At 72.6% G+C, this 12,803-nt stretch carries 11 protein-coding genes, 1 tRNA gene and 1 pseudogene; 4 read left to right on the top strand and 9 right to left on the bottom strand.

The features are described 5' to 3' along the window. The 5 genes from KS423_RS23510 to KS423_RS23490 all read right to left on the bottom strand — a co-directional run. The coding region (locus KS423_RS23510; protein ID WP_224281613.1) for a glycoside hydrolase family 65 protein at window positions 1-2,389 on the bottom strand (2,389 nt) is incomplete at its 3' end. Further along, window positions 2,386-3,132, bottom strand: a complete 747-nt coding sequence (locus KS423_RS23505; protein ID WP_224281612.1) for an HAD family phosphatase — start codon at window positions 3,130-3,132, stop codon at window positions 2,386-2,388. The genes KS423_RS23505 and KS423_RS23510, both read right to left, overlap by 4 nt. 105 nt (window positions 3,133-3,237) lie before the next feature. Beyond that, window positions 3,238-4,038 carry a VOC family protein gene (locus KS423_RS23500; protein ID WP_224281611.1) on the bottom strand — a complete coding sequence of 267 codons (801 nt, stop codon included), beginning with the start codon at window positions 4,036-4,038 and terminating at the stop codon, window positions 3,238-3,240. A 204-nt stretch (window positions 4,039-4,242) separates the two neighbouring features. Continuing rightward, the gene (locus KS423_RS23495) at window positions 4,243-4,737 is read right to left on the bottom strand and encodes an SRPBCC domain-containing protein (protein WP_224281610.1); all 495 of its coding nucleotides are present in this window, start codon (window positions 4,735-4,737) and stop codon (window positions 4,243-4,245) included. A 164-nt stretch (window positions 4,738-4,901) separates the two neighbouring features. After that, entirely contained in the window at window positions 4,902-6,626 is a 1,725-nt protein-coding gene (locus KS423_RS23490) for an LCP family protein (protein ID WP_224281609.1), read from the bottom strand. A 933-nt stretch (window positions 6,627-7,559) separates the two neighbouring features. Here KS423_RS23490 and KS423_RS23485 point away from each other — a divergent pair. Further along, entirely contained in the window at window positions 7,560-8,264 is a 705-nt protein-coding gene (locus KS423_RS23485) for a hypothetical protein (RefSeq protein ID WP_224281608.1), read from the top strand. Between the two features lie 51 nt (window positions 8,265-8,315). On the opposite strand, the gene KS423_RS23480 is transcribed toward KS423_RS23485, so the two are convergent. The 3 genes from KS423_RS23480 to KS423_RS23465 form a co-directional block, all read right to left on the bottom strand. Continuing rightward, a complete protein-coding gene (locus KS423_RS23480; protein ID WP_224281607.1) occupies window positions 8,316-8,699 on the bottom strand; it encodes a hypothetical protein in 384 nt (127 codons plus the stop codon). A 424-nt stretch (window positions 8,700-9,123) separates the two neighbouring features. Next, window positions 9,124-9,196 (bottom strand) — tRNA-Lys (locus KS423_RS23470). 47 nt (window positions 9,197-9,243) lie between these two features. Beyond that, window positions 9,244-10,032, bottom strand: a complete 789-nt coding sequence (locus KS423_RS23465) for a DNA polymerase beta superfamily protein (RefSeq protein WP_224281606.1) — start codon at window positions 10,030-10,032, stop codon at window positions 9,244-9,246. Between the two features lie 193 nt (window positions 10,033-10,225). Here KS423_RS23465 and KS423_RS23460 point away from each other — a divergent pair, with 193 nt between their 5' ends. Beyond that, window positions 10,226-10,987: an SDR family oxidoreductase gene (locus KS423_RS23460; RefSeq protein ID WP_224281604.1), complete on the top strand. Its 762-nt coding sequence runs from the start codon at window positions 10,226-10,228 to the stop codon at window positions 10,985-10,987. 235 nt (window positions 10,988-11,222) lie between these two features. After that, entirely contained in the window at window positions 11,223-11,918 is a 696-nt protein-coding gene (locus KS423_RS23455) for a tyrosine-protein phosphatase (protein ID WP_224281602.1), read from the top strand. Between the two features lie 7 nt (window positions 11,919-11,925). Here KS423_RS23455 and KS423_RS23450 read toward each other — a convergent pair whose 3' ends face one another. Further along, window positions 11,926-12,540 (bottom strand): RICIN domain-containing protein, encoded by a 615-nt coding sequence (locus KS423_RS23450; protein ID WP_308020232.1) that lies wholly within the window; start codon window positions 12,538-12,540, stop codon window positions 11,926-11,928. Between KS423_RS23450 and KS423_RS23445 the strand changes: the two are divergent. Then, window positions 12,514-12,803, top strand: a pseudogene (locus KS423_RS23445) (hypothetical protein); the annotation flags it as partial. The gene KS423_RS23450 and the pseudogene KS423_RS23445 overlap by 27 nt on opposite strands.

The following is a 12,803-nucleotide window of genomic DNA, read 5'->3' as shown; positions in this document are numbered from 1 at the left end:
GGTCCTGCTGGCCGAGCTTGCCCGCCGCGAGGCCGGCCTGGGGCTGGCGGCGGGCGGGTTCGCGGCCCGGGGGCTGGGCGACCCGCTCCTGGGCGGGCGGGGCGGTGGTCGGCACGGTGACCGGGGAGCCGGACTTGACCCGGACCGCCTCGCCGTCGTGCCGCACGACGAGAACCTCGCCGCGGCGCAGCGTGTACGTCGTCCGCTCGTGGGTGATCTCGACGCCGAGCAGGTGCCCGCGCACCAGCAGCGAGAAGCTCAGCCGCATCAGCCCGGACGGCAGCCGGGGCTGGAACGAGAGCGTCCCGGTGTGGTCGCGCAGCCCGCCGAAGCCGGCCACCAGGGCGATGCAGGCCCCGGCGAGCGAGGCCATGTGCAGGCCGTCGCGGGTGTTGCCGCCGAGGTCGTGCAGGTCCATCAGCGCCGCCTCCGCCGTGTAGTCGTAGGCGAGGTCGAGCTGGCCGACCTCGGCGGCGATGACCGCCTGGGTGCAGGCGGAGAGCGAGGAGTCCCGGACGGTCAGCCGCTCGTAGTAGGCGAAGTTGCGGGCCTTCTGCTCGTCGGTGAAGGCGTCGCCGCGGACCTGCATGGCGAGCACCAGGTCGGCCTGCTTGACCACCTGCTTGCGGTACAGGTCGAAGTACGGGTAGTGCAGCAGCAGCGGGTACTTCTCCGGCGGGGTGTGCTCGAAGTCCCAGACCTGGTGGTGGGTGAAGCCGTCGGCCTGCGGGTGGATGCCGCGGTCCTCGTCGTACGGGATGTACATCGCGGCGGCCGCGTCGCGCCAGGCGGCGGTCTCCTCGGTGTCCACGCCGAGCCGCGCGGCCTCGTGCGGGTGGCGGACGGCGGCCTCGGCGGCGGCGAGCAGGTTGCTCTGCGCCATCAGGTTGGTGAAGACGTTGTTGTCCGCGACGGCGCTGTACTCGTCGGGGCCGGTGACACCCTCGATGCGGAACTTCCCGGCCACGTCGTGGTGGCCGAGCGAGCGCCACATCCGGGCGGTCTCGACGAGCAGTTCGAGCCCGTACTCGCGCTCGAACTCCCCGTCCCCGGTGGCCCGGACGTAGCGGGCGACGGCGGCGGCGATGTCGGCGCTGATGTGGAAGGCCGCGGTGCCGGCCGGCCAGTACCCGGAGCACTCCTCGCCGCGGATCGTCCGCCACGGGAACACGGCGCCGGACAGGCCGAGTTGGACCGCCCGCTCGCGGGCCAGCGGCAGGGTGGTGTGCCGCCAGCGCAGGGCCTGGTTGACGGCGGAGGGCAGGCAGTACGTGAGCACCGGCAGGACGAAGGTCTCGGTGTCCCAGAAGCTGTGCCCGTCGTAGCCGGGCCCGGTCAGCCCCTTGGCGGGGATGGCCCGCTCCTCGCTGCGGACGCCGGCCTGCAGGACGTGGAAGACCGCGAACCGGACGGCCTGCTGGAGTTCGACGTCGCCCTCGATCTCGATGTCGCTGGTCTCCCAGAACTCCCGGAGGAAGTCGGCCTGTTCGGTGACCAGCCCGTCCCAGCCGGTGTACCGGGCGGCGGTCAGCGCGGCCTCCACCTGGTCCCGGACGGCGGGCAGCGAGCGGGTGCCGGACCACCCGTAGGCCATGAACTTGGTCAGCCGCAGCCGCTGTCCGGCCTTGAGCACGGTGGTGACGCTGATCCGGCACTGGTCGGTCTCGGACTCGGCGACGGTGTCGGACTTCTCCGGACCCTCGATGACGTGGTCCATCCCGGCCGCGACCCGGATGCCGCTGTAGCGGGTGCGGTGCACCAGGACGGCCTTGGTGCCGCTGGCGTGGTGCGCCTCGGGGTGCAGCGGCGCCTCCAGCACGGCGGCGGCCCGCGGGTCGCCCTCGGGGCCGCCGGGCAGCTGCTCGTTGGCGACCAGCTCGGACTGGACCACGATCCGCACCGGGCCGTCCACCGCCTCGATGCTGTACTCGACGGCGGCGACGGCGCGCTGGGTGAGCGAGACCAGCCGGGAGGAGCGCACCCTGATCGTCCGCCCGGCCGGAGAGGTCCACTCGGCCTCCCGGTGCAGCACGCCCTCGCGGAAGTCCAACCAACGCTTGTGGCTGAGGAGTTCGCCGTAGCGCAGGTCGAAGGGCTCGTCGTCCACCAGCAGCCGGATGATCTTGCCGTTGGTCACGTTGATGACGCTCTGGCTCGACTCCGGGTAGCCGTAGCCGCCCTCGCCGTACGGCAGCGGGCGCAGCTCGAAGACGCCGTTGAGGTAGGTGCCGGGCAGGCCGTGCGGCTCCCCCTCGTCCAGGTTGGCGCGCAGGCCGATGTGCCCGTTGGAGAGCGCGAAGACGGATTCGGCGCGGGCCAGCGAGGTCAGGTCCAGGCCCTGTTCGGTGATCTGCCAGGGGTCGATCGCGAAGTTGTCCGCGGGACTCATGCCTTCTCCCCCAGGAGCTCGGAGAGGTCCCGGACGACCACGGTGGCGCCGTCCCGACGCAGTTCGGCGGCCTGGCCGACGCGGTCCACCCCGACCACCGCGCCGAAGCCGCCGGCCCGGCCGGAGGCGACCCCGGCGAGCGCGTCCTCGAAGACCGCGGCGTGGGCGGGTTCGACGCCGAGGGCGCGGGCGGCGTACAGATAGGTGTCGGGGGCGGGCTTGCCGGGCAGGCCCTCGGCCTTGGCCACGTTGCCGTCCACGATCACCTCGAACAGCTCCTCGATGCCGGCCGCCCGCAGCACGTCGCGGCAGTTGGCGCTGGAGGAGACCACGGCGCTGGGCAGCCCGGCCGCGCGCAGCCGGTGCACGTAGTCGACCGAGCCCTGGTACGGCTGGACGCCCTGCTCCCGGATCAACCGCAGCACGGTGTCGTTCTTGGCCCGGCTGATCCCCTGCACGGTACGGGAGTTGGGCGGATCCTCCGGGGTGCCCTCGGGCAGTTCGATGCCCCGGCTGAGCAGGAACGCGCGGGTGCCGTCCAGGCGCGGGCGGCCGTCCACGTAGGTGTCGTAGTCGGTGACGGCGTCGAAGGGGACGAACTGCCCGCCGGTTCGGACGGCTTCGGCGCGCAGGAAGGTGTCGAAGGTGTCCTTCCAGGCCGCAGCGTGCACCTTCGCGGTCTGGGTGAGCACCCCGTCGAGGTCGAAGAGGAAAGCACGGATGTCGTCCGGTAGCCCCAGCATGGGTGCAGTCTTACCCGGGAACGGGCGGGAAGCCGCCCATTTCCCGGCGGCGCGTCGCGGGAAGGGCGGCTTCCGGTTGCCCGGCACTGCCGGGCCGGGACGGCGTTACGGCGAGTCGGGCATCTGTGCCTCGGGCGCCTCGATGACCGCGAAGGCCGCGCCCTGCGGGTCCTGGACCACCGCCATCCGGCCGGACTGCATGTCGAACGCCGGCTGGATCACCGAGCCGCCGGCCTTGACCAGGGCGTCCACCGTGGAGTCGGTGCTGTCCACCGAGAAGTAGGTCATCCAGTGCGAGGGCGTGCCGGGCGCCAGGTAGCCGGGGATCGCCTGCATGCCGCCCACCGTACGGTCGCCGACGTTGAGCGAGAAGTAGCCGTCCATGCCCTGGATGGTGGCCGGGCGCAGCCCGAGGGCCGGCTGGTAGAAGCGGCCGGCCGCGCCGGTGTCGGCGGTGTTGAGCTCGTTCCAGACCAGCGCGCCGGGCTCGTTGACCACGCCCGCGCCGATGAAGTCCATCGCCTGCCAGACCCCGAACACCGCGCCGGTCGGATCGGCGGCGACCAGCATCCGGCCGATCGTGCCGATGTCCATCGGGTCGTACAGGAGGGTGCCGCCGGCCGCGGCGATGGATGCCCGGGCCGCGTCGACGTCGTCCGAGGCGAGGTAGGTGGTCCAGGCGACGGGCGGCGTCGGCTGCCCCTCGGGCGCCATCTGCGCCATGATCCCGGCGACCGGCCGGCCGTTGAGCAGGCACACGGCGTAGCCGCCGAACTCGGCCGGGCCGACCTTGCCCTGCCAGCCGAACAGGTCGCGGTAGAAGTCGAGCGCGGCCTGCTGGTCGCTCGCCATCAGGTCGACCCAGCACGGGGTGCCGGGCATGTACGGATCGGTGACTACGGGCATTGCTGGGCCTCCCGGAGGCGGTGGTGGCCGGCTGTGGTGGTCGGAGCGGTCGGGCCGTCGGGCGGGTCGGGCCGCGTGGGGGTCCGGCCCGGCCGGGACGACGGCGGTACACCGCCACCATCGGCCCGCCGCCGCGATCCCGCCACCGGACGGCGCCCTGCGGGCGACCGGCGGCCGGACCGTCACGGGGCGTTCACGGGGTTTTCACGGGGCGTCGTGGCGGTGCGCGGTGACGAAGTACGGCTGCACCTTGCCACTCTGCGCGTAGTCCTTGAGCCGGACCAGCAGTTCGGCCCAGGTGCCGGCCACCGCCGGGACGCCCTCCTCGCTGCCCGGCTGCCAGCCGCCGTGGCGGAACAGCAGCCGGGTGCGCTCGGGCTGGTCGGACGCGCCGGACCGGTCGGCTGTGGCGGGCTGGTCGGACGCGCCCGGCTGGTCGGACAGCTCCCAGCTGATCCAGGTGCCGGCCCAGTGCGGCGGGAAGGAGCCGGCGTTGGTCCACACCACCCGGTCCCGGTCGGCCCGCTCCACCCGCAGCCGGAACGGCTCGGGGACGTCGGGGAAGTCGAACAGCAGGACGTCGCCGTCGCGGTCCACGCCGGTGGTCCACCAGGCGGTCAGCCCGTCGTGCGTGGTGAGCGCGGCGAGCACCACGGCCCGGGGTGCGGCGATGTCGAGCTGGAGGGCGATCTCGGGCATGGGGGTCCGCCTTTCGCGGTGACCGCTGGGTCCCTGCCCGGAGGCGTTCGGGCCCCGGGGCGTCCGGGCCCCAGGCCCACCATGGCACGACCCCCGGACCCGCGCGCCCCGGAGGGCGCCGGCCCGGGGGTCGTCCCCGTGCTCCCGTGTTCCGGCGGGTGCGGTCAGCCGCCGCTGCCGTAGCTGGTGTTCGCGCAGATGTCGTCGTCCGCGGAGCGGGCGTCGTTGGTGATGGTGGTCGGCAGCGGCTGCGGGGGCGCCGGGACGCCCGGGGCGGCGGACGGCGCGCCGCCGCCTGCGGGGGCACCGGGCGCCATCCCCATCGCGGCCGCGTACTCCTGGCCGACGATCACCGAGATGCCCCGGGCACTGCTGGTCTCCAGACCGGCGCCCGGGAACAGCGCGGCGACCTTCTCGGCGTTCGCCTTCTGCCCGGAGCCGTACTCGATCGTGGTGGCCTTGTACTTGGTGCTGGCCGCCTGGCCCGCCGTGCTGGCGGTGAACTTGGCGCCCTTCAGCTGTTCGGTCGCCTTGCCGGCCAGGCCGTTGACGGTCGTTCCGTTGTAGACCGCCACCCTGATCGCCGAGTTGGCGGTGTCCCCGGCCGGGGCGGCCGGGGTGGTGGCCGGCGCGGGCTGCTGCGAAGCCGGGCTGGTGCCGTCGGCCGGGGCGTCCGGCTGCTGGCCGGTGGCGTTCTGGCCGTCGATGGTCTGGTCGGCCTTGAGGGTCTCCCAGAGCTTGCCGGCGTCCGCCTGGACCAGGTCGAGGTCCTGGTCCTGGGTGCGGTAACGCCACGGGACCGTCACGAACTTGAGGTCGTGCATGTCGATGTTCTTCAGCGACAGGCCGAAGGAGAGCAGCTTGTCGGCGGAGTCCAGGCCGGGGTCGACGACCAGGGACTTGGTCGCCGCGTCGGCCAGCGGCAGAAGGGTGGTGGGGTTCATCCCATCCTTCTTGATCTTGCTGGCGAGCGAACCGAGGAACGCCTGCTGGCGCTTCATCCGGCCGATGTCCGAGCCGTCGCCGATGCCGTGCCGCAGCCGGACGTAGTCGAGCGCCTTCTGGCCCTCCACGGTCTGCTTGCCCTGCGGAAGGACGAGGTCGCCCTTCTTCTTCAGCTTGGGGTTGATGTCACCCTCGTAGATCGGCTTCGGCAGGCAGATGTCCACGCCGTTGACGGCCGAGGTCATCGAGGCGAAGCCGTTGAAGTCGACCACGAGGGTGTGGTCGACGCGGATGCCGGTGAGCTTCTCCACCGTGTTCTGGGTGCAGGCCGGGTTGCCGTCGTCGCTGCCGCCCATCGAGAACGCGGCGTTGAACAGATCGGTGTTGCCGCCCTTGGTCCACTTGCCGTTGGGCAACTTGCAGGACGGCAGCTCGACCTTGGCGTTGCGCGGTATCGAGATCCCCACGGCGTGCTTGTGATCGGCGTAGACGTGCAACAGGATCGTGGTGTCCGAACGGGCGCCGCCGTCCTCGCCGCCGCCGAGGTCGGCGTTGTTCTTGCCGCGGCTGTCCGAACCGATCAGCAGGATGTTGACCGGCTTGTTGCCGTCCGCGTCGGCCTTCGCCTCCGGGGGGCGGTTGCGGGCTATCGCGTCGGCGTCGAAGGACTTGATGTTGGCGTTCAGCTTGAGGTAGATCGCGCCGCCGACGCCGGCGATGACCACCAGCACGCCCGCCGTCGACCAGGCGACGATCTTCTTCACGTTCTTCTTGGGCTTGGCGCTCTTGCGGGCGGCGGCCCGGCCACCACCCGCCGACGCGGCCTCCGCTTTCCCGCCGCCACCGCCGCGTCCGCCCTTGCCCTGGGCGGCGCGACGGGCCTCCGCCCGGCCGCCGGCACGCGGGGAGGGCACGGAGCCCGCGGCGTCTTCCGTCGCGGGCACGCCTTCGCCCCGAGCCGGGCTCTCGCCCCTCCGACCTGACATGCGCGTACCTTTCACCGACGGAAGCGACGCCCCTGACGATCCGGCGCACCGCACACAGAGAGACGGTCCGGACCGTTCCCAGGTTGCACATACGACCGTCACCACTAACCGACGATCGTGGCTTCCGATCATATTTAGGCCCGACACGATCACGGACCTCCGGGCCGCGGACAACGCTGTCGATCGGCGGACGACACCACGACAGAACAGTCGAAAACGCCCGATTCCGACGTGAGCCATGCCACTTCACGGTTCCTGCACCGGCGGCCGGATTCCGGCCGCCGGGGCGGCCCGTGGAGGGTGTCGCGGAGTCGGAGCGGCCGCGGCGGCCGGTCCTTCAGGCCGGCGGTCGTCGGGTGCGCGGATCCGCGCGGGCGTGCGGCAACAACGGTCCGGCGCTCGACGGAACGTCAGCGTGCAGTACGCCGAGCTGTGGAAACACCGGTGCCGGTGCGCCGACCCGCCGGCCCGCTCACGCACCGCTCACACAGCTCGGCTCCGGCCGGGTGTCCGAACCACGCCGTCCTGGCCGGACAGGGCACGAAACTCCTGCGGCTGAGTGACAAGGGTGCGGCGCCCCGGAGATGTTCACGATGCGATGAGCCGACTCCTCTTAACTTCTTCTGGCACTCGGCTGTGTCGCACAGCAGGCGGTTGCCTGCGTCCACCGCCCATGGAGGTCACTGGATGAATCTTCGACCCTGGGTTGCAGCGTCGCTGGCAGGCGCGGCCATCGCCCTTGCGCCTCCGCCTGCGGGCGTCGCCGCGCAGGCGTCCACACGGCACGCGTCCGGCTCCCCGTGGCTCCGGGACGGGGACGGGGACGGGGACCGGGACCGGGACCGCGATCGCCGCAATCCCTGGCGCCGCTGCCACAGTCCCCGCCGTGTCGTGCTCATCGACGAAAACCTCAGGGCGATTCTGACCAACGGCCGGCGCGGGCCGGAGGCCCTCGTTCTCCAGAGGGACCCGCCAGACCAGTCCGCGCCACCGGAAGCGCCATGGCCCGGCCTTACCGTCTCAACGTATTTGGACGTGAACTATCCCACCAACACCAGCGGCCTGTATCAGTTTCAGATTCGTGGCTTTTTCAGGGAGCACCCGGTCTTCGTGGTGAAGGCCTTCGGCCGCCACGAGCGAGCCTTCCGCTTCGCAGCCGCCCACTGCATCGACGACTACGACAACGACGGTGACCGCGGTGACCACGCTCGTCCGCACGATGGTGAAGCTGCCGACGAGGGTGGCTCGTCCGGCACCCCGCCGCCCCAGGAGTCCGGCGCCCCGTCGCCCCAGGAAGGGGAGCACCATCAAAACGGCCAGCCTGCGCCGGAGGCTCTCGCCTCCGGGGGCACCGACCTCCCTCTTCCGCCTGATGGTGCGGCTGTCGGCAGGAGCACTGGCCGTCTGAGCACGAAGCGCATCGGGATCGCGGCCGGTGGCTTGCTGATGGTTCTGGGAGTGCCGGCCACCGCCTGGCTTCGCCGACGTCGTCGGCAGCGTGCTGCTCGGTCGGAACAGGAACCGGCGACATCTTCAGCATCTGACGTCACGTCACATCAGGAGCCTGGCGCGCCGCCCACCCAGCCGCGCCGATAGCGGACGGCAGGCCTCCCGGGGGCGAGAACGTTGTCCTCCCGGCGGAACCGGTCAGGAGGAACCGCTGCTTTCGGTGGAGTCCGACGTGGCCGAGGAGCTCGCGCGGAGGTCGTGGGGGCAGATCCGGCCAGGGTTCTTGATCCCGAAGCTCAGGCCCCACTCCCTGTCACAGCCGCCCCAGTAGATTTCCACCCAGCCGCAGTAGGGGCCGCCGTAGCTGTGACAGGGGCGCACTGATTCCTGCGGGCCCGGATTCGTGGACAGTGGCCAGGACGATTCGGCCCTGCTCTGCGAGGTACCGGAGGAGCTGACCATGCGGACCCGCGTGGCATCGGAACCGTGGGACATCCGGTCCATGAAGAAGAGGGGCAGGCCGAAGGCCGAGGCGGAAGCCGCCACCATTGCGGCGACAAGAGCGCAGCGGGTCAGGCGCATGACTGTTCCTCCTGGCTTCGAGGTCCGTGGCAGGTGTGGACTAACTCCGTGCACGAGCGCCGCCGCTGTGAGCGCCGGAGTTGAACGTATGGTCTGGAAAACTCCCCGGCAGTCGGCAAACCGCCGATCAGGCGGCCTTGCTCCGCTTCTTCACCCGAAGGGTCTCGCCCCTGGGGACGCCGCGGCACTCCACGATCACGCCCACGTCCGACACGTGCACCAGCCTCCTCCCGGAGATCGACCGGGAGACGTCCGAGGCCGCGGCACGGCTGGTTCTCCGGGCCCGTGAGGCGGCGGTCGGCGAAACCGTCGGGATCACTTCGGGCTCACCCGCACCAGGGAAAGCGAAAGCGCCCCGACCGGCAGAACCGGGTCAGGGCGCTGAATCGCAGGTCAGCGGGGGTAAGACCGCCTCCGGGAGGAGTGGGCCACCAGGGGCTCGAACCCTGAACCTACGGATTAAAAGTCCGCAGCTCTGCCAATTGAGCTAGTGGCCCGCGGCCCTCGCACGCCCGGCGTGCCGGGTGGAAGGACCACCGCGATCCTACCCGGTGGGGCCCAGGGCTCCGCCAGTGGATTGCACGGGCGCACCGGGCGTGTGGAGCGGGCCTTGAGGCGGGGTGTAGTGGGCGGCGCGGACGCGGCGGAGCCAGGCCTCGACGGGGCGTGGGTCGGGGGCGGCGGGCAGGATGCCGGGGCCGGTGAGGCGGTCGGCCGCGTCGGCGAGCAGGCCCTCCGCGAGGGCGGGGCGGTCGGCGATGCGTTCGCCGAGTTCGCGGATGCGTTCGGGGTCGGGCAGCCGGATCAGGTTGCGGCCGGTCTCGTGCAGGCGGACGGCCTGCTCGACCAGCCGGACCAGGTGCCGGGCGTGCTTGGCGGCCCGGCGACGGGTGGCCGGGTCGGTGGTGTCGCGGGTCAGCAGCTTGCGGAACTGCTGGTCGGCATAGCCGAGGTACGCCTTCCGGACGGCCGGCGCGCTGAGGAAGGCCACCCGCAGGCCGACCAGTTCGTCGCCGAGCGGGGTGCGGACCTCGTACAGCTCCTCCGGCAGCCAGACCAGTTCGGAGGCGGTCGGGTTGCAGCTCAGCGCCAGCCGGCACCACTTGGCGGCCTCGTGCAGGGTGAGGTCGGGCGCGGTGCCGACGTGGGACTCGGCCGGTCGGTGCAGGCCGTGCAACTCCTCCGTGGGGGTGGCGAACAGGCCCAGCCGGTCGAGGTCGGAGCCGGCGTGGGCGAAGCCGTACGCGGTGGAGCCGACGATACCCGAGAGCAGAACCGTGCCGGGAACGGAAGAAACGGACGCTACGGCGGGAACGGCGGGAACCGTGGACATCGGCGGACTCCTCTCGTACGGACGGGCGGGCACCGCATCCTCGTCCGGGCATCCTCGCCGGAGCGGGCCGCGCCGGGCGAGCGAATTCCGGTCCGGGGCCGGCCCGGCCACCGATACCGGGCCATGAGGCACGACCCCCTGCGGGCGGCCGCCACGGGTGTCCCCGGCCGGAGCGCCGGGTAGCGTACCGGGCATGTCGACCACTCCCACCGACGAGGTCCTGATCGTCACCGGCGCCGGGCGCGGCATCGGTGCCGCCACCGCCCTGCTGGCCGCCCGCCGCGGCTACCGGGTCTGCGTCAACTACCGTACGAACGAAGCTGCGGCGTCCTCCGTCGTGGACGCGATCCGGGCCGAGGGCGGCACCGCACTCGCGGTCCGCGCCGACGTCACCCGCACCGCCGAGGTGGAACGGCTGTTCAGCACCGTGGACGACGAACTCGGCCCGCTCACCGGGCTGGTGAACAACGCCGGCACGCTGGAGAAGCAGTGCCGGCTGGAGGAGATCGACGAGGACCGGCTGAACCGGATCTGGGCCGCCAACATCACCGGCCCGTTCCTGTGCGCGGCCCAGGCCGTCCGCCGGATGTCCACCCGGCACGGCGGGCGCGGCGGCGCCATCGTCAACGTCGGCTCGGCCGCCTCCCGGATCGGCTCGCCGAACGAGTACGTCGACTACGCGGCCGCCAAGGGCGCCGTCGACTCGATGACCCGCGGCCTCGCCCTGGAGGTCGCCGCCGAGGGCATCCGGGTCAACGCGGTGCGGCCGGGGCTGATCCACACCGGCATCCACGCGCTCGGCGGGGAGCCCGGCCGGGTCGACCGGGTCGCGCCCGGTCTGCCGATGGGCCGCGGCGGGCAGCCGGAGGAGGTCGCCGAGGCGATCCTCTTCCTGCTCTCCCCGGCGGCCTCGTACACCACGGGGGCGTTCCTGGAGGTCTCGGGCGGGCGCTGAGCAGCCGGTTCCGCCCCGGCGGGGGCGGGTTCCGGACGGTGTCGCCCCGGCGGGGGCGGGTTCCGGACGGTGTCGCCCCGGCGGCGGCGGGTTCCGGACGGTGTCGCCCCGGCGGCGGCGGGTTCCGGACGGTGTCGCCCCGGCGGGGGCGGGTTCCGGACGGTGTCGTCCCGCCGGGCGGCCGGCGTCGCATTTTTCCTTCCGCCCGCCCGCCCCCGCCCGTACGGTGGTGGCCATGACCGATGCCTTCATCGACATCCCCGGTGTGCGCAACTTCCGTGACGCGGGCGGGATCGGCGCCCTCCGCCGGGGCGTGCTGTACCGCTCCGGGTCCTTCCACACCCTCACCGAGGAGGGCGCCCGGCGGCTCAAGTCCCTCGGCCTGCGGACGGTGATCGACCTGCGCAGCGAGTTCGAGCTGGACGTCTGGCCGGACCAGCGGTACGACCTCGACCACGAGACCCTCGGTCTGCCGACCCTGCCCCCGCACCCCGAGGACGGCGACCGGCCGTGGCCCGAGGACCAGGCCGCCCTCTACCCCTTCATGGCCTCGACGGCCGGCCCCTCGCTCGCCGCCGTCGTCCGCCGCCTCGCCGCACCGCAGTCGCTGGCCGCCGTCGTCCACTGCGCCGTCGGCAAGGACCGCACCGGGCTCACCATCGCCGTCCTCCAGTCCCTGCTGGGCGCCTCCGAAGCCGAGATCACCGCCGACTTCCTGCTCTCCAACATCGGCCTCGGCCTCGACAAGGGCCCCACCCCGTACGTCGACGAGACCGGCACCGAGCGCCTCTCCCGTCCGGTCGACGCCGAACTCCTCGTCTCCTCCCTGGCCTGGATCCACGACCGTCACGGCACGATCCCCGGCTACCTCCACCACCACGGCGCGACGGAGGCCGAAGTCGACGCCGTCCGCGCCAACCTCGCGGGCTGACGGCCCTTCAGCCCTCCCGGCGCTCGAAGCGCCACCACTGGGTCGGGGCGTCGACGTCCTCGCGCTGGTGGACGTCGGCCTCCGGGGTGTCGCCCGCCGTCAGGGGCTTGCCGCTGATGAAGCTGGTGACCGTGTAGGTGCCCGGGGCGTCGACGTGGGCCTCCAGCAGCCACTCCTGGGCGCCGAAGGCGTTGGCCGACCACTGCTGGATCCGCACGCCGTCGTCCGTCGAGGCGCCGGTGACGTCCAGGCGCTTGCCGCTGCCGGCGTTCTCGATGTGGAACAGCGCGCCGCCCGGGTGGACGGCGGTGAAGCGCCAGAGCTGGGCATCGCTGCCGTCGTCCGTGCCGAGGACGATCCGGGCGCCGCTGCGCCGGGAGGCGTCGGCGACCTGCAGCAGCAGGCCGCTGCCGACGTTGCGGACGAGGTAGCTGCCGTCGGTGATCGCGGAGTTGGTCACGGTCGAAGTCTGCCACCGGGCACCGACAGGGCCCGTCCCCGGGCACCGCCGCCGACGCCGCCTCCACCGGGCCGCCCCCGGCCGGGAAACGGAGGCGTTTCCACCGGACCGGCTCCGCCCCCTATGCTGCGGCGAATGTCCACCGCGCAGATACCGTCGCACCGTCAACAGCCCACGTTCTCCGAAGCCGTGGCCGCCCTGGAGGCCGTGGTCGCGGCCGGGGACGACGAGCAGTTCGGGCCCGCCCTCGGGCTGGTCGGCGGGCTGTTCGGCGCGGCCGATCCGGCGGAGCGGGTGGCGGCCGGTCCCCGGCTGGCCGCGCTGCTGGCGGACGCCCCGCCGTTCCCCCGCGCGCACCTGGCCATGGTGGTGGGCGCCTGCGTGGAGCACGGCGCCGACCCGGTCGCCTGCTCCGGCCCGGTGCT

This window comes from Streptomyces sp. LS1784 (genome assembly GCF_020103755.1).
GTDB lineage: Bacteria > Actinomycetota > Actinomycetes > Streptomycetales > Streptomycetaceae > Kitasatospora.
The sequence above is the reverse complement of the archived record's forward strand: the minus strand, read 5'-3'. Positions and strand labels throughout refer to the sequence as shown.

Excerpts from the sequence above, each read along its gene's own strand:
- KS423_RS23505 (WP_224281612.1), bottom strand. The coding sequence starts at position 3,132 with ATGCTGGGGCTACCGGACGACATCCGTGCTTTCCTCTTCGACCTCGAC.
- KS423_RS23500 (WP_224281611.1), bottom strand. The coding sequence starts at position 4,038 with ATGCCCGTAGTCACCGATCCGTACATGCCCGGCACCCCGTGCTGGGTC.
- KS423_RS23495 (WP_224281610.1), bottom strand. The coding sequence starts at position 4,737 with ATGCCCGAGATCGCCCTCCAGCTCGACATCGCCGCACCCCGGGCCGTG.
- KS423_RS23480 (WP_224281607.1), bottom strand. The coding sequence starts at position 8,699 with ATGCGCCTGACCCGCTGCGCTCTTGTCGCCGCAATGGTGGCGGCTTCC.
- KS423_RS23465 (WP_224281606.1), bottom strand. The coding sequence starts at position 10,032 with ATGTCCACGGTTCCCGCCGTTCCCGCCGTAGCGTCCGTTTCTTCCGTT.
- KS423_RS23460 (WP_224281604.1), top strand. The coding sequence starts at position 10,226 with ATGTCGACCACTCCCACCGACGAGGTCCTGATCGTCACCGGCGCCGGG.
- KS423_RS23455 (WP_224281602.1), top strand. The coding sequence starts at position 11,223 with ATGACCGATGCCTTCATCGACATCCCCGGTGTGCGCAACTTCCGTGAC.